Annotated in this window: 15 protein-coding genes; 4 read left to right on the plus strand and 11 right to left on the minus strand. The window is 64.9% G+C overall.

What is annotated here, in order from left to right; genetic code table 11:
* Positions 1 to 55: 55 nt before the first annotated feature.
* From ACFSC3_RS04415 to ACFSC3_RS04425, 3 genes are all read right to left on the minus strand, one after another.
* Positions 56 to 1,495, minus strand: coding sequence for a S41 family peptidase (locus ACFSC3_RS04415; RefSeq protein WP_380939132.1), 1,440 nt, complete (start codon positions 1,493 to 1,495; stop codon positions 56 to 58).
* Positions 1,496 to 1,790: 295 nt separating this feature from the next.
* Positions 1,791 to 2,177, minus strand: coding sequence for a hypothetical protein (locus ACFSC3_RS04420; protein ID WP_380939134.1), 387 nt, complete (start codon positions 2,175 to 2,177; stop codon positions 1,791 to 1,793).
* Between the two features lie 62 nt (positions 2,178 to 2,239).
* Entirely contained in the window at positions 2,240 to 2,677 is a 438-nt protein-coding gene (locus ACFSC3_RS04425) for a copper chaperone PCu(A)C (protein WP_380939136.1), read from the minus strand.
* A 175-nt stretch (positions 2,678 to 2,852) separates the two neighbouring features.
* Between ACFSC3_RS04425 and dnaK the strand changes: the two genes are divergently transcribed.
* Together dnaK and dnaJ are read left to right on the plus strand one after the other, a co-directional pair.
* A complete protein-coding gene (dnaK, locus tag ACFSC3_RS04430) occupies positions 2,853 to 4,760 on the plus strand; it encodes a molecular chaperone DnaK (protein ID WP_380939138.1) in 1,908 nt (635 codons plus the stop codon).
* Between the two features lie 150 nt (positions 4,761 to 4,910).
* Positions 4,911 to 6,044 (plus strand): molecular chaperone DnaJ, encoded by a 1,134-nt coding sequence (gene dnaJ / locus ACFSC3_RS04435; RefSeq protein ID WP_380939140.1) that lies wholly within the window; start codon positions 4,911 to 4,913, stop codon positions 6,042 to 6,044.
* Between the two features lie 267 nt (positions 6,045 to 6,311).
* On the opposite strand, the gene ACFSC3_RS04440 is transcribed toward dnaJ, so the two are convergent.
* Genes ACFSC3_RS04440 through purB form a run of 3 tightly spaced genes read right to left on the minus strand, consistent with a single transcriptional unit; the run spans position 6,312 to position 10,747 of the window.
* The gene (locus ACFSC3_RS04440; protein ID WP_380939142.1) at positions 6,312 to 8,894 is read right to left on the minus strand and encodes an HWE histidine kinase domain-containing protein; all 2,583 of its coding nucleotides are present in this window, start codon (positions 8,892 to 8,894) and stop codon (positions 6,312 to 6,314) included.
* 6 nt (positions 8,895 to 8,900) lie between these two features.
* Positions 8,901 to 9,440: a biliverdin-producing heme oxygenase gene (locus ACFSC3_RS04445; RefSeq protein ID WP_380939144.1), complete on the minus strand. Its 540-nt coding sequence runs from the start codon at positions 9,438 to 9,440 to the stop codon at positions 8,901 to 8,903.
* Complete coding sequence (purB, locus tag ACFSC3_RS04450; protein ID WP_380939146.1) at positions 9,437 to 10,747, minus strand: adenylosuccinate lyase; 1,311 nt, start codon at positions 10,745 to 10,747, stop codon at positions 9,437 to 9,439. The genes ACFSC3_RS04445 and purB overlap by 4 nt, the downstream gene beginning before the upstream one ends.
* 190 nt (positions 10,748 to 10,937) lie before the next feature.
* Here purB and ACFSC3_RS04455 point away from each other — a divergent pair, with 190 nt between their 5' ends.
* The gene (locus tag ACFSC3_RS04455) at positions 10,938 to 11,504 is read left to right on the plus strand and encodes an EF-hand domain-containing protein (RefSeq protein WP_380939148.1); all 567 of its coding nucleotides are present in this window, start codon (positions 10,938 to 10,940) and stop codon (positions 11,502 to 11,504) included.
* Positions 11,505 to 11,611: 107 nt separating this feature from the next.
* Here ACFSC3_RS04455 and ACFSC3_RS04460 read toward each other — a convergent pair whose 3' ends face one another.
* A complete protein-coding gene (locus ACFSC3_RS04460) occupies positions 11,612 to 12,028 on the minus strand; it encodes an acyl-CoA thioesterase (protein WP_380939150.1) in 417 nt (138 codons plus the stop codon).
* A 251-nt stretch (positions 12,029 to 12,279) separates the two neighbouring features.
* Between ACFSC3_RS04460 and ACFSC3_RS04465 the strand changes: the two genes are divergently transcribed.
* Positions 12,280 to 12,609, plus strand: coding sequence for a glycine zipper 2TM domain-containing protein (locus ACFSC3_RS04465; protein WP_380939152.1), 330 nt, complete (start codon positions 12,280 to 12,282; stop codon positions 12,607 to 12,609).
* Positions 12,610 to 12,758: 149 nt separating this feature from the next.
* Here the strand turns inward: ACFSC3_RS04465 and ACFSC3_RS04470 are convergent, their stop codons facing one another.
* The 4 genes from ACFSC3_RS04470 to yajC form a co-directional block, all read right to left on the minus strand.
* Positions 12,759 to 13,127, minus strand: coding sequence for an Mth938-like domain-containing protein (locus ACFSC3_RS04470; protein ID WP_380939665.1), 369 nt, complete (start codon positions 13,125 to 13,127; stop codon positions 12,759 to 12,761).
* Between the two features lie 2 nt (positions 13,128 to 13,129).
* Positions 13,130 to 14,095: a protein translocase subunit SecF gene (secF, locus tag ACFSC3_RS04475; RefSeq protein ID WP_380939154.1), complete on the minus strand. Its 966-nt coding sequence runs from the start codon at positions 14,093 to 14,095 to the stop codon at positions 13,130 to 13,132.
* A 118-nt stretch (positions 14,096 to 14,213) separates the two neighbouring features.
* Positions 14,214 to 15,818, minus strand: coding sequence for a protein translocase subunit SecD (secD, locus tag ACFSC3_RS04480; RefSeq protein WP_380939156.1), 1,605 nt, complete (start codon positions 15,816 to 15,818; stop codon positions 14,214 to 14,216).
* Positions 15,818 to 16,159, minus strand: coding sequence for a preprotein translocase subunit YajC (gene yajC, locus ACFSC3_RS04485; RefSeq protein ID WP_380939158.1), 342 nt, complete (start codon positions 16,157 to 16,159; stop codon positions 15,818 to 15,820). The genes secD and yajC overlap by 1 nt, the downstream gene beginning before the upstream one ends.
* Positions 16,160 to 16,227 lie beyond the last annotated feature (68 nt).

Genomic DNA, 16,227 nt, shown 5'->3' on the forward strand with positions numbered 1-16,227 from the left:
CTAGCTTAGGCGAGAACAGGTTCGGTCGCGGGAATTCGCTTTGGTGCCTCAAACGCTACTTTGAAGGAAGTGTAGCTGTCCAAGCCTGCAAAGCGGCAGTGTCCCTCATGTCCCCCTTGAACCGATACTTCGGGATCGCTGGGACATTTGATCCTCGCGGGCGGCCGCGCCAAACCTTCATTGGCATGTAGACTGTCGCAAGCCCACTGGGCAGGGCATCGTCCCTCAATTCCATGTATAGGGTATCGGCGTTGGTTTCTTGCCCGACTTGGACGGCACCGAGCCGCTTCCAAAGATCGACCGCATCGAGGCAAGCTGAGGCGCAGGCTGCGTCGGTCAGAACATAGACGGGCTTCGATCGCCGAGGCGGTGCAACAGCCTTGATCGGCTGACGATCATTCGCCTCACGCAAAAGCTTTTGCCCTGACGCTAGGGCCTTCTTCATACTAGCAATTCGTTGTTCAAGTCGCCCCCGGCGATCCAGTGTATCGGCGCTGGTCGGTATTCGACCGAGGTCGCCCTCAAGAATAGCAATGTTTGCCGGTGACACCCGCCAGTCGACGCCAACACTTTCTGGTGGCAGTGCGTCCACCACGTCCTGTCCCCATATTGCCGCGGCTATACGCTGCGCCCAGATCCCAGAGCCGCCTCCGTTGCCTCGCAGGTCGAATACGATCCGGGGGGCAGCCGCCAAGGCAGCCCGATCGCGATTCATGTCTGATATCAGAGACGAGAGTGCCGCTTCGGTTGCCTTGTTCGCATCACCGTAGAAGGTTGGAAACGCGTACCACTGCGTACCGTCAGTTAACTCTCGAACGCCAATTTCCTGATCGGTCGACGACGCTGCCGCTGTTTTGCGATAATCCGCAAGCTCCTTGCTCGATATCGCACGCCATTCGAGCGAGGTGTCTATCGGCCGGCCGTTCATTGAAAAGCGGCAGCGGGAAGGCTGGGAAATAAAGGGATTACCCGAATCTACCAAAAGCATCGGGGCCGCAGACAGTCGATCAGCAGCTAGGAACCAGCGACCCCGGAATGGCGCCAGGTTTCGCAGTGCGAGCTTCTCTGCCGTGATACCATCGCATGAAATCAGCTCGGCACCCAACGGAACTCTGGCGGCATCTGCGCTGACTCGAATAACTTGCCGGCCGCGTCCATCGTACCCGGTCATGATGCCTGCCCACCGGGAAGGAATAGCAGGTGCGGATTGCGCCGGAACATAGGCCACATGGCCGTCATCGAAGGATGCGGCATATTCACGCATCGCCCAATAGTAGCCTGCGTAATCATGAACCTTGCTGGCTCGGTTACGTGCTCGCGCCAGTCCCCGATCATTCCGAGCACTGAAACCAGGGTCGAGCGTGTTGGCTGGGCCGGGATGATTTTCCTGCACCAGGTCGTGGAACGCCTGTGCGTCGTTCCGAAGAACCGCCGCCCAATCTTTTGCTTGATTGCCGTGTGCTGCGCTACAGGTTGCCTCCGCTATCAGTGCCATGCCGATAAAGTAGGAAATGTGTAGTCGCATTATGCCCCCAATGCGTGAGATTCTGGGGTGAAGTATGTCATGATCGGCTGAAGCATCAAAATCACTGACCTTTAAGACGCTTACGGCGACCCGCGACGTTCGTGCGTCCGGAAACGAACACTAAAGGCCATTTCCCGGTTGGGAACCAATTACGGGAATCCCACCGCGCCTACCAAGCTGACGGCCGCCCCCTAGCTCACTTTCCCGAAACCTGTTCCCGATTGCATTTTCCCGAAACGGCCCATGACGACGGGGAAACGGGAATTTACGGTGCAGTCCGCCAGCCCACGGCCCCCGCCGCCCGCATCCGCCGCGCTACCTCGGCGGCGATCTTGTCCTCGGTCGCCTTGCGCTGCTCGGGCGTCATCGCCTCGATCGCCTCTTCGGTCAGGTCCATCGACTCCAGCACGTCGCGCCGCGCGCGTTCGGCCGGGGTCATCGACGCTTCCTTGCGAAAGGCGGCCAGTGCGTTGCGCAGCTTGGTGTCGGCGTCGAGCGCGCGGCGATCGGTTGGTGGCGGCGCCTTCGCCGGGGAAGGCGTGCCGGTGCTTGCGATCAGCGCCCCGAAGTCCGTGCTGTCGGACCCGGTCGTCACGGTATCGATCGAGCGCCGTCCGATCCCGCCAAGATCGTTCCCGATTGCCCCGATCATGTCGCGCTCCTCCAAGCCCTAGTCGAAGAACATAATTCAGGTTGATTAACGAAAACCTGCCGTCACGGCGTGGCATCGCCCGCACCCCGGACGGTCGCCGTCGCCTCCAGCGTCCGTCCGTCCGCCAGCCCGAGCGTGACGATCGTCTCGTCGCCCGACTTCAGCGCCGGGTCCATGTCGAACAGCATCACGTGCCGCCCGCCCGGCGCGAAGGTCGCCGCGGCATTGGCCGACACCGCGACCCGGTCGAGCGCGGCCATCGTCGTCGCGCCGTGACCGCCGGCCATGGTCTCGTGCAGTTCGGCCCGCTTCGCCGCCGGGGTCTTCACCGATACCAGCGTGATCGCGCCGCTGCCCGCCGCGAGCGTGAAATAGGCTGCCCCCGGCCGCCCCGGCACGGCGGGCAGGCGGATCCAGGCATATTTCACCGCCGGCTCCGCCGGTGTCGGCTGACATGCCGCCAGCATGACGCACAGCGCCGCCACGATCGGTAGCCGCATGCAACCCACTCCCAATTCGAGAAATACGGCGACTTTCCTAAGCGGCGTGCGGCTCTTGCGGCAAGGCCGACCCCACCTATATCGCGCCGGTAACGATTGGTTCCCACGTCGCCTGATTTCGGGGCGAGGGAATGTTTTCAATGACTTGGAAACCTGGGGGTACAGGCAGAAGACTATGGCAAAAGTAATCGGTATCGATCTGGGCACGACCAACAGCTGCGTCGCCGTCATGGAAGGCGGCAAGCCGAAGGTCATCGAGAATGCGGAAGGCGCGCGTACCACGCCGTCGATCGTCGCCTTCGCCAAGGACGGCGAGCGGCTGATCGGCCAGCCCGCGAAGCGCCAGGCGGTGACCAATCCCGACAACACCATCTTCGCGGTGAAGCGCCTGATCGGCCGCCGCTTCGACGATCCGGTCACCAAGAAGGACACCGAGCTGGTCCCGTACACGATCGTGCGCGGCGGCAACGGTGACGCGTGGGTCAAGGCGGGCGGCGAGGATTACAGCCCCTCGCAGATCAGCGCCTTCACGCTCCAGAAGATGAAGGAAACCGCCGAGAGCTATCTGGGCGAGACGGTGACCCAGGCGGTCATCACGGTTCCCGCCTACTTCAACGACGCCCAGCGCCAGGCGACCAAGGACGCCGGCAAGATCGCAGGGCTCGAAGTGCTGCGCATCATCAACGAGCCGACCGCGGCGGCGCTCGCCTATGGCCTCGACAAGAACGAGAACAAGACGATCGCGGTCTACGACCTCGGCGGCGGTACGTTCGACATCTCGATCCTCGAAGTCGGCGACGGCGTGTTCGAGGTGAAGGCGACCAACGGCGACACCTTCCTGGGCGGCGAGGACTTCGACGCGAAGCTGGTCCAGTATCTGGCCGACGGCTTCAAGAAGGATGAGGGCATCGACCTCACCAAGGACAAGCTGGCGCTCCAGCGTCTGAAGGAAGCGGCGGAGAAGGCGAAGATCGAGCTGTCGTCGGCAGCGTCGACCGAAGTCAATCTGCCCTTCATCACCGCCGACCAGAATGGTCCGAAGCATCTGGTCAAGGCGATCACCCGCGCCGATCTGGAGCGCTTGGTCGACGACCTGATCCAGCGCACGCTGGAGCCGCTCAAGAAGGCGATGGCCGACGCGGGCCTGAAGAACGACAACATCGACGAAGTCGTGATGGTCGGCGGCATGACCCGCATGCCCAAGGTCCGTCAGGTCGTGAAGGACTTCTTCGGCAAGGAACCGCATGTCGGCGTGAACCCGGACGAGGTCGTCGCGATCGGCGCCGCCATCCAGGCGGGCGTGCTGCAAGGCGACGTCAAGGACGTGCTGCTGCTCGACGTAACGCCGCTGTCGCTGGGCATCGAGACGCTGGGTGGCGTGTTCACCCGCATGATCGATCGCAACACGACGATCCCGACCAAGAAGTCGCAGACCTATTCGACCGCGGACGACAACCAGCAGGCCGTCACCATCCGCGTGTTCCAGGGCGAGCGCGAAATGGCGGCGGACAACAAGCTGCTCGGCCAGTTCGACCTGGTCGGCATCCCGCCCGCACCGCGCGGCGTGCCGCAGATCGAAGTCACCTTCGACATCGACGCCAACGGCCTGGTCAACGTGTCGGCCAAGGACAAGGGCACCGGCAAGGAACAGCAGATCCGCATCCAGGCCTCGGGCGGTCTGTCGGACGCCGACATCGACCAGATGGTCCGCGATGCCGAGAAGTTCGCCGACGAGGACAAGAAGCGTCGCGAGGGCGCCGAGGCGAAGAACAACGCCGAGAGCCTGATCCACACCACGGAACGCCAGTTGGCGGAACATGGCGACAAGGTCGACGCGTCGCTGAAGTCGGAGATCGAGGGCGCGATCGCCGAGGCGAAGTCGGCCGTCGAGTCGAACGATGCCGAGGCGATGAAGACCAAGGCCGAAGCGCTGGCTCAGGTCGCAATGAAGCTCGGCCAGGCGATCTACGAAAAGCAGCAGCAGGCAGACGCCTCGCCTGCGGCCGATGCTGGTGCCGAAGCGCCGAAGGAAGACGTCGTCGACGCCGAATTCTCGGAAGTGGACGACAACCAGAAGGCGTAAGGCTATGATATTTCACCGTCAGTTCGGCCATGGACCCGTGCGCGACCGTCGTCGCAGACTGGTCGGCAGCCGGGCTGGCGGTGGAATTTCTCTGTGCACACGCGCGAAGATCGATAAGTTTGCCCGAGTAAATTGGGGCGGGGGCCCGGCATGAGTACCGAAATCGACTATTACGAGCTGCTCGAATGCAGCCGCGACGCCGATGATGCGACGATCAAGTCGTCGTATCGCAAGCTCGCGATGAAGTACCATCCCGACAAGAACGGCGGGTGCAAGGATCACGAGGCGAAGTTCAAGGCGATCAGCGAAGCCTATGACTGCCTGAAGGACCCGCAGAAGCGTGCGGCCTATGATCGCTTCGGCCATGCGGCGTTCCAGAACGGCGGGGGCGGCCACGGCGGCAACCCGTTCGGCGGTGGCGCCGATTTCGGCGGCTTTTCCGACATCTTCGAAAGCGTGTTCGGCGAATTCATGGGCGGCAACCGCGGCGGCGGGCGCCCGCAGCAGCGTCGCGGCGCCGACCTGCGCTACGACCTGGAAATCACGCTGGAAGAGGCGTTCCACGGCAAGGACACCGAGATCACGGTCGACGTGTCGAGCGCGTGCGAAACCTGCAGCGGATCGGGCGCGGCGCCCGGCACCGGGACGCGCGACTGCACGGTGTGCCACGGTCACGGCAAGGTCCGGTCGCAGCAGGGACCGTTCGTGTTCGAACGCGCCTGTCCGGGCTGCAACGGGGCAGGCCAGATCATCGCAGACCCGTGCACGCGCTGCCGCGGTGAGGGGCGTATCGACAAGACCAAGACGCTGGCGGTCAATATCCCGGCCGGCGTCGACGAGGGCACCCGCATCCGCCTGAACGGCGAAGGCGAGGCCGGCCAGCGCGGCGCACCGGCGGGCGACCTCTACATCTTCCTCCACGTCAGGAAGCATGCGCTGTTCGAGCGCGAGGGCACGACCCTCTATGCCCGTGCACCGATCAGCTTCACGACCGCCGCGCTGGGTGGTGAGATCGAGATTCCCGGCCCGGACGGAAAGCCGAACACCATCCGCATCGCGGCAGGCACTCAATCCGGCCGCGAAGTCCGCCAGCGCGGGGCCGGTATGCCGGTGTTGCAGGGCCGCGGTCGCGGCGACTTGGTCGTGCGCATCGAGGTCGAAACCCCGACCCGCCTCTCCGCCCGCCAGCGCGAACTGCTGGAAGCCTTCCGTGAGACTGAAACGGGTGACGAATGCCCCGAGAGCCAGGGTTTCTTCGCCAAGATCAAGGCGGCTCTGGGATAGGCTAGGCCAACTGACCAGGTGTTCCGGGGCCTAGTTTGGCGGTGTGCTCCCGCGTTCGCGAAGATCTCTGCGAGATTTCCTGCATAGGACCAAAACCCACCAGTGTTCCCGCGCAGGCGGGAACCCAGGGTCATGCAGTACAACAGGGGCGGCGCTCGTGACTCTGGGCTCCCGCCTTCGCGGGAGCACCGATTGGAGGTACGCACGTGTCTCGCCTTTGCCGAAGCACGCACGATGTGCGGCGCGTACCGACCGCCTCGATTCGAATTAACTCCGCCCCGACCCCAGCAGCGTCTCCAGCCCCCGCCGGAGATTCGCGGCGGTATAGGGCTTCTGCAACACCGGCGTGCCCTCGAGTTCCGGCGGCAAGCGCAGCTGCTCGCCGTAACCGGTCGCGAACAGGAACGGGATGCCGCGGCTTTTCAGCATCTCGGCGACCGGCAGGCTGGTTTCGTTGCCCAGATTGACGTCGAGCACCGCCAGCGTCAGCGTGTTCTCCACGATCTCGTCGAAGGCGGCTGCCGTGGACGCCGCGGTCACCACGCGCGATGCGCCCAGCGACGACAAGATATCCTCCGCATCCATCGCGATGATCAGGCTGTCTTCGACGAGCAGGACCGTACCGTCGATCAGCGATCGCTGCGCCGGCTTGCTGCCCTTGGCCGCGTCGCTGACCGCCACCGGCGTGCTCACCGGTTCGGGCGCGACACCGTCGACGACGATATGCTGCGCCGGCACGCAGAAATCCGCCTCCAGCCCGGTGACGGCGTAGCGCACTTCGGCCTTGCCGCGCAGATCATAGGGGATGGAGCGCTGAATGATCGTGGTGCCGAAACCCTGGCGGGTCGGGGCCTGGACGGCGGGGCCGCCCATCTCCCGCCAACGGATGCGCAGGTCGTTCTCCTCATCGAGCGACAACTCGATCCGCACGTCACCGCTATCCGACAGCGCGCCATATTTCGCCGAGTTGGTCATCAACTCGTGGAAGACCAGCGCCAGGGTCGAAAACGCGGCCGGGCGCAACAGGACGGCCGGTCCGACCGTCGTCACGCGGCCCGCCTTGCCACCGAGATAGGCCGACGCCTCGGTCTCGATCAGCCGGCCGAGCGGGGCGGGGGACCAATTGTCCTGTGTGATCTGGTCGTGCGCGCGTGCCAGCGCCTCGATCCGCCCTTCGAGCATGCGGACATAGTCCTGCACGCTGCCCGTCCCGCGGTTCGACTGGCGCACCAGCCCGCGGATCAGCGACAGGATGTTGCGGACGCGGTGGTTGAGCTCCGCGATCAGCAGTTCCTGCCGCTCCGACGCGCGCTTGCGCTCCTCCTGCGCATCGTCGGACAGGCGCAGCACGACCTCGATCAGCGAGGCGCGCAGCATCTCCGCGACGCGGACCTCGGCCTCGGTGAAGGGCTCGGAGCGGTGGCGGACTTCCTGGGTCCAGGCCTCGAAGCTCTTGCGCGGGCTGAGGCGCGCGCCATTCGGGCCCCAGCTCGCCGGCTTCTGCGGATCGCCGCCCCAGGTCACCGTGCGCACGCGCTCCTGCCGGAACAGCAGCACATAATCGCGCGGCGACCGCGATATCGGAATGGCCAGCACGCCCGATCCGGTCGCGGCATAGGCCTCCGCCGACGGTAGCACGCCGGCCAGATGATCGGTCGCGAAGACGCGGCCCGACGCCATGCCGTTCAGCCGCCGCACGATCGCCGGAAAGGCAGACGTCGGCGGCGTGATCCCGCTCGAGGCGACACGCCCGTCGACCCAGATGCCGATGCCGTCGCACGGCACCGTCTGGCTCAGCATCTCGCCCAGCCATTCGGGCCGGTCGAGCAGCGACGCATCGCCCGCGACGGCCGCCAGCAGCCGATCCGACGTGGCACGCGCGGATTGCTCATATGCCGCCAGCGCCTTGCGTTCGCGCGATTCGAGCTTGAAGGCGAACATCGCGCCGAACAGCTCGGCGATCGACCGCCGCTCGAAATCGGGCGTGCGCGCCCCGGAATAATGGTGGCAGGCGAACAGCCCCCACAATTTCCCCTCGACGATGATCGAGATCGACAGCGATGCCGACACGCCCATGTTGCGGAGATATTCGATATGGATCGGCGACACCGCACGCAGTGTCGAGAGCGACAGGTCGAGCGGCGCCCCGGTTTCGTCGCGCTGGGGTATGATCGGCGCAGGGCTGGCGGTCACGTCGGCGATGATGCGGAACGGCGTGCGCAGATAGAGTTTGCGCGCCTGCGCCGGAATATCGCTCGCCGGATAGCGTAGGTCGAGGAAGCTGCCGATCCCCGAGCGCGTGGATTCGGCGACGACGATCCCCGATCCGTCAGTGTCGAACTGATAGACCATGACCCGGTCGAAACCGGTGATCGCCCGCACCTGTCGCGCGCCCTCGCGAAGGAATGCGCTTAGTTCCGCGGTCTCGTCGAGCCGTGCCATCATGGCGCGGATCGTCCCGGCCGGGTCGGACGTCGGCGTCGCCGCGCTCGGTTCGCCCTCGATCACGATCGTGCCGTCGACCATATGGACCGCGAAGTCGAAACGCGCGTCCTCGCCGTCGCGCAGCGGCAGGCCGAACATGCGTTCGACCGCGTCGCTGCCGCGCAACATCGTCAGTCGGTTGCGCAGGACGTGGACGGTTTCGGCCGAAAGATACTCGGCGAGCGGTGCGCCCAGCAGGTCGTCGGCAGCGATGCCGAGGACGTCGACGACATTGGCCGATGCCCGATTGACCAGCCAGTCGGGTGAGACCGCGATCAGGAAGCCGAACGGCTGGACGCCGCCGAGCTCGTGGATCGGCTCACGGTCGCAGTTCGTCAGGTCGACGTCGAAATCCGGTTCAGCCAATCTCTCTCACTCTCGCGCCCACGTCCGCCCGGAGGTCTCGAACGACGCAAAAACGGCGCGTGCGGTCCCGATCGCTTGGGTAAATGCGTCGTGACCATAGAGCAGGGAATCGATGATCGCCAGCAATTTGGGCCAGTTTCCTGATGCTTGATCTGCCGCAAGATAGGTGCGGGGCAAACCATCTGCCACCTGCCTTGCAAGCATGCGCCCGCCGAGGCGCGAGCCTTCGACGACATAGAGCGCGCCGAGGAGGGCGGGGACGGTGGGTAGGGCGGGCACCGGGACGGGCGGCGGAGGAGCGCGGCCGAGCAGGCGCAAGTCATCGACGATACGGTCTGCGCGGCGGCGGTCGTTCCAATCCGGGACGATTGCCGCCGCATCGGCTGCGTCCAGCGCCGCCTCCAGCGGCAGCAGGGCTGCGGCATGGGCCGACAGGAAGTCGGCATAGCCACCGGCATCGGTCAGATCGAAGCGGCCGAACAGGGTGTCCAGCCGCTCGTGTTCGTCACGCGTGCCCTCGCGCAGCCGCCGGTGGCTTTCCTTCAAGCGAACACGCGGTCGAAAATCGTATCGACGTGGCGCAGGTGGTAATCGAGGTCGAACTTTTCCGCGATCGCCTCAGGCGGCAGGGCGGCGGTGACTTCGGGATCGTTCTGGAGCAGTTCGAGCAGCGACAGCTCGCCGTCCGATTCCCAAACCTTCATCGCGTTGCGCTGGACGAGGCGATAGCTGTCCTCGCGACTGACGCCCGCCTGAGTCAGCGCCAGCAACACGCGTTGCGAGTGAACGAGGCCGCCCATGCGGTCGAGGTTCTTCTGCATGCGCTTCGGGTAGACGACCAGCTTGTCGACCACGCCGGTCAGGCGGGCGAGCGCAAAGTCGAGCGTGATCGTCGCATCGGGACCGATGTAGCGTTCGACCGACGAATGGCTGATGTCGCGCTCATGCCACAGAGCGACGTTTTCGAGCGCGGGCGTGACATAGCCGCGGACCATGCGGGCGAGACCGGTCAGATTCTCGGTCAGCACCGGGTTGCGCTTGTGCGGCATCGCCGACGAGCCCTTTTGACCCGGCGAGAAATATTCCTCCGCCTCCAGCACTTCGGTGCGCTGCAAATGGCGGACTTCGGTCGCGAGCCGCTCGATCGAGCCGGCGATCACGCCCAAAGTCGCGAAGAACATCGCGTGGCGGTCGCGCGGAATGACCTGGGTGGACACGGGCTCGACGGTCAGGCCGAGCTTGTCGGCGACATAGGCCTCCACCCGCGGGTCGATGTTGGCGAAGGTACCGACCGCGCCCGAGATCGCGCAGGTGGCGACGTCGGCGCGGGCGGCGAGAAGGCGGGTCTTGGCGCGCGCGAACTCGGCATAGGCTTGCGCCAGCTTCAGGCCGAAGGTCACCGGCTCGGCATGGATGCCATGGCTGCGGCCGATCGTCGGAGTCAGCTTGTGCTCATAGGCGCGGCGCTTGATGGCCTCTAGCAGTGCGTCGATGTCGGCCAGCAGCAGGTCGCTGGCCCGCGCGAGTTGCACCGCCAGGCAGGTGTCGAGCACGTCCGACGACGTCATGCCCTGATGCATGAAGCGCGCTTCGTCGCCGACCTGCTCCGCGACCCAGGTCAGGAAGGCGATGACATCGTGCTTGGTCACCGCCTCGATCGCGTCGATCGCGGCGACGTCGATCTGCGGCTTGGTCGCCCACCAGTCCCACAGCGCCTTTGCCGCCGACTGCGGCACCGTGCCCAGATCGGCCAGCGCCTGAGTCGCATGCGCCTCAATCTCGAACCAGATCGCGAAGCGGGCCTCGGGCGACCAGATTGCGGTCATGTCGGGGCGCGAATAGCGGGGAATCATGCGAACCTCTTGGGTGGGAAGGGCGGGACGAGCCGGGCGTTAGCAGGGACGAGCTGTGTCCGACAAACCTAAAATTCCGGGAACTGTATCCTAAATACATCGGTTGAAGCGTGGTAATTCTGAAAAGCTTCAGTGACCGGCTGGTCGAGAAACGATCGGTCCAGGTCCGAACAAAACAGGAGATATTCCGATGCTCAAGACTGTTCTTCTTGCGAGTGTCATGACAATCGCAGTGCCGGCAATGGCGCAGGACATGCCGCAGCAGACGCCGCCGGCTACGACAACTGCCCCCACCACGGTGCAGCCGGGCTCAGTCACCCCGCAGTCGGCGCCGACAACGCAGGCGGCGACCATTCCGGGTGCCCCGACGACCGACCCCGCTGCCACACAGCAGGCGACGGCGCCGGCCGATGACCCGGCGGCAACGCCGGCTGCTCCGGCAGAGGTGACGGCACCGGCGCAGACCGCAACCGCCACCCCGGAGGCTAGTGCCGGTGCGACAGGGGCGACGCAGATCGCGCAGGTCGTGAGCACCGAGTTTCCGACCTATGACAAGAATGCGGACAAGAGCCTCGACAAGGCAGAATTCGGCAAATGGATGGTCGCACTGAAGACTGCGAGCGACCCTTCGACCAAGCCCACCGATTCGACCACGAAGACATGGATCGACGGTGCGTTCGCCACGGCGGACAAGGACAAGTCGAAGTCGGTGTCGCAGGCAGAGTTGACCGCCTATCTGTCGCAGGGCGCCGGCTAACGCTTGGCCTTTGCTCCCCGCGATTGTGATTGGCCGCCCGGTTTAGGACCGCGCGGCCTTTTGCGTCTTTCGCCTATGGGGGACTGCAATTCCGACCCGTAGCGAGCCTACTCTGTCGCCGCCTTAGGAAAGAAGCGCTCGATCGTCTCGCGCGCCAGTCGCGCCGGTCGCAGCGTCTTCGCATCCACGCAGCACCAACTCGACCGCACCTCCGCCAATACGTCCTCACCCCGGCGGATGACGGTCTCGTACATCGCCCGCGCGCCCTGCACCTTTTCCAGCAACACCGTCGCGATCACATCGTCGCCCAGGAAGGTCGGGCGGCGGTAGGTAATCTCGTGCTTCAGCGCTACCCACAGGTGTTGCGCGATCGCGTCGGCCGGCGCGAGCGACCGCCAATGGTCGATCACCGCGTCCTGCACCCACTTCAGATAGCTGGCGTTGTTGACATGGCCCATGAAGTCGATGTCGTCGGGCGACACGTCGATGGGATAGAGGTGGGGCGACACGTTGCTCACACGCATGTCAGTACCACGAACGGCCGGTCGCGCGCCAGACGTTCGCGAGGCCAGCAGCGCACCATTCGTCGACTTTCCGGCAGGCTGTGCCGCTCTGAGCAATTGCCGTCGAACCCGGTGCTTTCGCGCCCGATCTGTCCCGGAATCATCCAACCGCAATCATGAACGCGATGTTGTTTTAGGTTCATGCAACCGGAGCTAGAGTCACACCGTTACACATCCAGATCGTTTTTCAGGGATCGAAAGGAGCCTGTATCATGCGTAACCTTATTCTCGCCGCTGGCGCTGCCGCGTTGCTCGTCCCCGCCTCGCTGACCGTCCCGGTCGCCGTGGAGACCGGCTATTCGAAGGCCGAAGCCCAGCGCAACTATCGCTATCGCGAATGGCGTGGCCGTGACGGCCGTTACTACTGCCGCAAGCCGAACGGCACGACCGGTCTGGTCGTCGGCGGCGTCGCCGGTGCACTGGTCGGTCGCACGATCGACACCCGCGGTGACCGCACGGTCGGTACGCTGCTCGGCGCCGCCGCCGGTGCCGTCGCCGGTCGCGAGATCGAGCGCAGCGGCAGCCGTCGTAGCTGCCGCTAAGCGACACGCGGCAGACGCTGCGTAAGAATTGGGCCGCTCTCCATCGGAGGGCGGCCTTTTTCTTCTACGGTGTAAGCGGGCTGCGTTGGGTCAGGGAATAATCTGACCGACTATAGCTGCCATGTACTCCGGCTAGCGCAAGTGCCCGATCAATCGAGCGGGTAAAGCGCCCCGACGATCTGCCGTCCCTCACCGCGTAGCACGCCCCAAGCGCGTGCGGCGGCGCGGCTGTCCATGACCTCGACCCCCATTCCGCGGGCTTCCAGCGCAGCGACGAAGGCGCGGGGCGGGTGCTGAAGCGTCGAGCCGGTTCCCAGCAGCAAGAACTCAGGCGGCGGCTGGAGCGGCAGGATCGGCGCCACATCGGCATCGGTCAGCGCGTTCAGGGCAGGGGGGCGCCAGCCATCGGCGCGCTCAGGGGAGATCAGCAGCGCGTGATAGACGTTGTCGTCCACGCGAAAGCCGCCGCCCGAGAAGCCGGCGATGACCGGTCCCGGAACGGCGGCGTTGCGATCCATCTTCACGGCAGTTCGGTCGCCGGCTTCGCCTTGCCGCCGGAGCGCACATCGTCGGGCAGGAAGCTGTCGGGCTTCAGCCGCAGCCACAGCAGGATCGCGGCAGACACATAGACCGACGAGAAGGTGCCGATGACGATGCCGAGCAGCATCGCAGCAACGAAGCCGAACATCACGTCCGGACCCAGTACCAGCAGCACGGTCAGCACCAGCCCAATCGACAGCGACGTCGCGACCGTCCGGCTGAGCGTCTCGTTGATCGACAGGTTGAGCAGCTCCTCCATGCTCATCTTGCGATACTTGCGCATGTTCTCGCGGATGCGGTCGTACACGACGATCGTATCGTTCAGCGAATAGCCGATGATGGTCAGGATCGCGGCGACGACGTTCAGGTCGAATTCGAGCTGGGTCAGCGCGAAAAAGCCGAGCGTCAGCGCGACGTCGTGGAACAGCGCGAACAGCGCGCCGACGCCGAACTGCCATTCGAAGCGGAACCAGATGTACAGCGCGATCGCCAGCATCGCGAGCGCCAGACTGGTACCCCCGGTGCGGAACAATTCCTGGCTGACCTTCGGCGACACGCTCTGCACCGATCCGACGTTCGCACCAGGATAGTTCTTCTCGATCGTCGTCTTGATCGCGGTCGCCGCGCGGTCGGCCGCGGCGGGATCGCTGCTTTCCGGGACCGGGGTGCGGATGGCGACGTCGCGGTCGTTGCCGAAGCGCTGGATCGTCGTCTCACCGACGCCCAGCGCCTCGATCTGCTCGCGCAATTTCACCGCATCGACCGGCTGCTGGAAGCTCACGCGTACCGACTGGCCTCCGGCGAAGTCGACGCCCAGGTTGAAGCCGTTGATGAAGCACAGCGCGATCGAACCGACGATCAGGCCGATCGACAATGCCATCGCGACCGTCCGATATTTCAGGAACGCGATGTTGGTGTTGTCGGGGACAAGTTTCAGCGGGCGCATGAGCGAACTTCCACAGTCACCGTTCGGGCTGAGCTTGTCGAAGCCCTGTCCTTCTTCGCAAAGAAGTGCGGCCCTTCGACAAGCTCAGGGCGAACGGGGGAGGGGGTGATACGGAGCATCAGATGTTGATCGACTTCGGCCGGTTGCGCTTCAGCCAGCCCGCGACGAGCAGGCGAGTGAAGGTTACGCCGGTGAAAACCGAGGTGACGATGCCGATCGCGAGCACGACCGCGAAACCGCGGACCGGGCCGGAGCCGAACACGAACATGATGACCGCCGAGATGACGTTGGTCAGGTTCGCGTCGAAGATCGCGCGGCTCGCTTCCTTATATCCGACCTCGACCGCCGGAAGGGCGGCGCGGCCGCGGATGCGCTGTTCCTCACGGATGCGCTCGTTGATCAGCACGTTGGCGTCGACCGCCGCACCGATCGTCAGAACGAAACCGGCGATGCCCGGCAGCGTCAGCGTCGCGTTGAACAACGCCATCAGGCCGAGGATCATCACCGCGTTCACCAGCAGCGCCGCGGTCGTGTAGACGCCGAAGCGCAGATAGGTCGCAACCATGAAGGCGATCAGGGCGAGCGAGCCGACGACACCGGCCAGGATGCCCTTGTCAATCGAATCCTGCCCCAGTTCGGCCGAGATCGAGCTTTCCTGCACGACCTTCAGGTCGACCGGCAGCTTGCCCGAGCGCAGCGCGATGGCGAGTTCGTTCGCGGTCTGGACGGTGAAGCCGCCGCCGGAAATGGTCGCAGTCCCGCCCAGAATCGGTTCGTTGATGTTCGGCGCGGAGATCACCTGGTTGTCGACGACGATGGCGAAGGGCTTGCCGGTGTTCTCCTGCGTCACGCGGGCGAAACGACGACCGCCTTCGCCGTTGAACGTCAGGGTCACATCGGGCTGACCGTTCTGGTCGTAGCTCTGCTTGGCATCTGCGATCTGGTCGCCGGAGATGACCGCGGTGCGCTTGACCGCGATCTGCCCGCCGCCGTTGGCATAGGGCAGGACCTGGCTGCCGATCGGCGCCTGGCCACGTGCGAGCGCTTCGGCGTCCGAGCTACCGATCTGATCCACCAGCTTGAATTCGAGCTTCGCGGTCTTGCCGATCAGCGCCTTCAGCGCCTCGGGGTCCTTCAGACCCGGCACTTCGACGACGATGCGGTTGTTGCCTTCGCGGACGATGTTCGGCTCACGCGTGCCGAGCGCGTTGATGCGCTTGCCGACGATCTCACGCGCATCGTTCATCGCGGTGTCGATCGCCTGGTTGATGCCGGCCGCGGTCGGCTTCATCACGAAGCGGTTGGTGTCGACGACGCTGATGTCCCAGTCGCGCTGCCCGGTCATTCCGGCGCCGCTGGTCATCGGCAGCAGGCGTTCGCGTGCCGCGTCGACCTGCGAGCTGTCGCGCACCACGAACGACAGCTGGCCGTCGCGCGTCGAGATGTCGCCGATGTTGATCCGCGGGTTGGCGCGACGCATTTCGGTCTGGATCTGCTCGCGCATCGCCTCGACGCGGGCGTTGGCGACGTCCTTGGTGTCCGCCTCAAGCAGGATGTAGCTGCCGCCGGCGAGGTCCAGCCCCAGGTTGATGACCGGCTGCGGTACCCAGCCTGGCCATTTGGCGCGGGCGCTTTCGGGTACCAGGCTCGGCACCGCGAGCAGCGAGCAGAAGATGATCGTGGCCCAAACGAGCCAGACCTTCCACTTCGGAAAGTCCAGCATCAGTCGTTCGCCGGCTTGCCGCCGCCGAGCGGCGTTACCTCGGAAATCGTCGCCTTGACGATCTTCACGCGCACGTTCGGCGCGATCTCGACCTCGACCAGCCGGTCCTCGACCTTGGTCACCTTGCCGACCATGCCGCCGGCGGTGACGACGGTATCGCCCTTCTTCACCGCTTCGATCGACGCCTGCAGCGTCTTCATCCGCTTTTGCTGCGGGCGAATCATCAGGAAATAGAAGACGACGAAGATGAGGACGAGCGGTGCGATCGACACGATCGAGGCGAGTCCGCCATCGGCGGCGGCGCCACCGGCGGCTTGAGCATGGGCTGCGGGAATGAACATGGGTCTCGATTATCTTTGGGAAGCGTCGCCAACCGGCGCCCCCGGGCCGGCACATGGGTGGCTCCGCT

Source organism: Sphingomonas floccifaciens (assembly GCF_042681125.1).
Lineage (GTDB): Bacteria > Pseudomonadota > Alphaproteobacteria > Sphingomonadales > Sphingomonadaceae > Sphingomonas > Sphingomonas floccifaciens.

What these genes read in the sequence shown, in the direction of transcription:
- ACFSC3_RS04415 (WP_380939132.1), bottom strand. Translation starts at nt 1,495, where the DNA reads ATGGCACTGATAGCGGAGGCAACCTGTAGCGCAGCACACGGCAATCAA.
- ACFSC3_RS04420 (WP_380939134.1), bottom strand. Translation starts at nt 2,177, where the DNA reads ATGATCGGGGCAATCGGGAACGATCTTGGCGGGATCGGACGGCGCTCG.
- ACFSC3_RS04425 (WP_380939136.1), bottom strand. Translation starts at nt 2,677, where the DNA reads ATGCGGCTACCGATCGTGGCGGCGCTGTGCGTCATGCTGGCGGCATGT.
- dnaK (WP_380939138.1), top strand. Translation starts at nt 2,853, where the DNA reads ATGGCAAAAGTAATCGGTATCGATCTGGGCACGACCAACAGCTGCGTC.
- dnaJ (WP_380939140.1), top strand. Translation starts at nt 4,911, where the DNA reads ATGAGTACCGAAATCGACTATTACGAGCTGCTCGAATGCAGCCGCGAC.
- purB (WP_380939146.1), bottom strand. Translation starts at nt 10,747, where the DNA reads ATGATTCCCCGCTATTCGCGCCCCGACATGACCGCAATCTGGTCGCCC.
- ACFSC3_RS04455 (WP_380939148.1), top strand. Translation starts at nt 10,938, where the DNA reads ATGCTCAAGACTGTTCTTCTTGCGAGTGTCATGACAATCGCAGTGCCG.
- ACFSC3_RS04460 (WP_380939150.1), bottom strand. Translation starts at nt 12,028, where the DNA reads ATGCGTGTGAGCAACGTGTCGCCCCACCTCTATCCCATCGACGTGTCG.
- ACFSC3_RS04465 (WP_380939152.1), top strand. Translation starts at nt 12,280, where the DNA reads ATGCGTAACCTTATTCTCGCCGCTGGCGCTGCCGCGTTGCTCGTCCCC.
- ACFSC3_RS04470 (WP_380939665.1), bottom strand. Translation starts at nt 13,127, where the DNA reads ATGGATCGCAACGCCGCCGTTCCGGGACCGGTCATCGCCGGCTTCTCG.
- secF (WP_380939154.1), bottom strand. Translation starts at nt 14,095, where the DNA reads ATGCGCCCGCTGAAACTTGTCCCCGACAACACCAACATCGCGTTCCTG.
- secD (WP_380939156.1), bottom strand. Translation starts at nt 15,818, where the DNA reads ATGCTGGACTTTCCGAAGTGGAAGGTCTGGCTCGTTTGGGCCACGATC.
- yajC (WP_380939158.1), bottom strand. Translation starts at nt 16,159, where the DNA reads ATGTTCATTCCCGCAGCCCATGCTCAAGCCGCCGGTGGCGCCGCCGCC.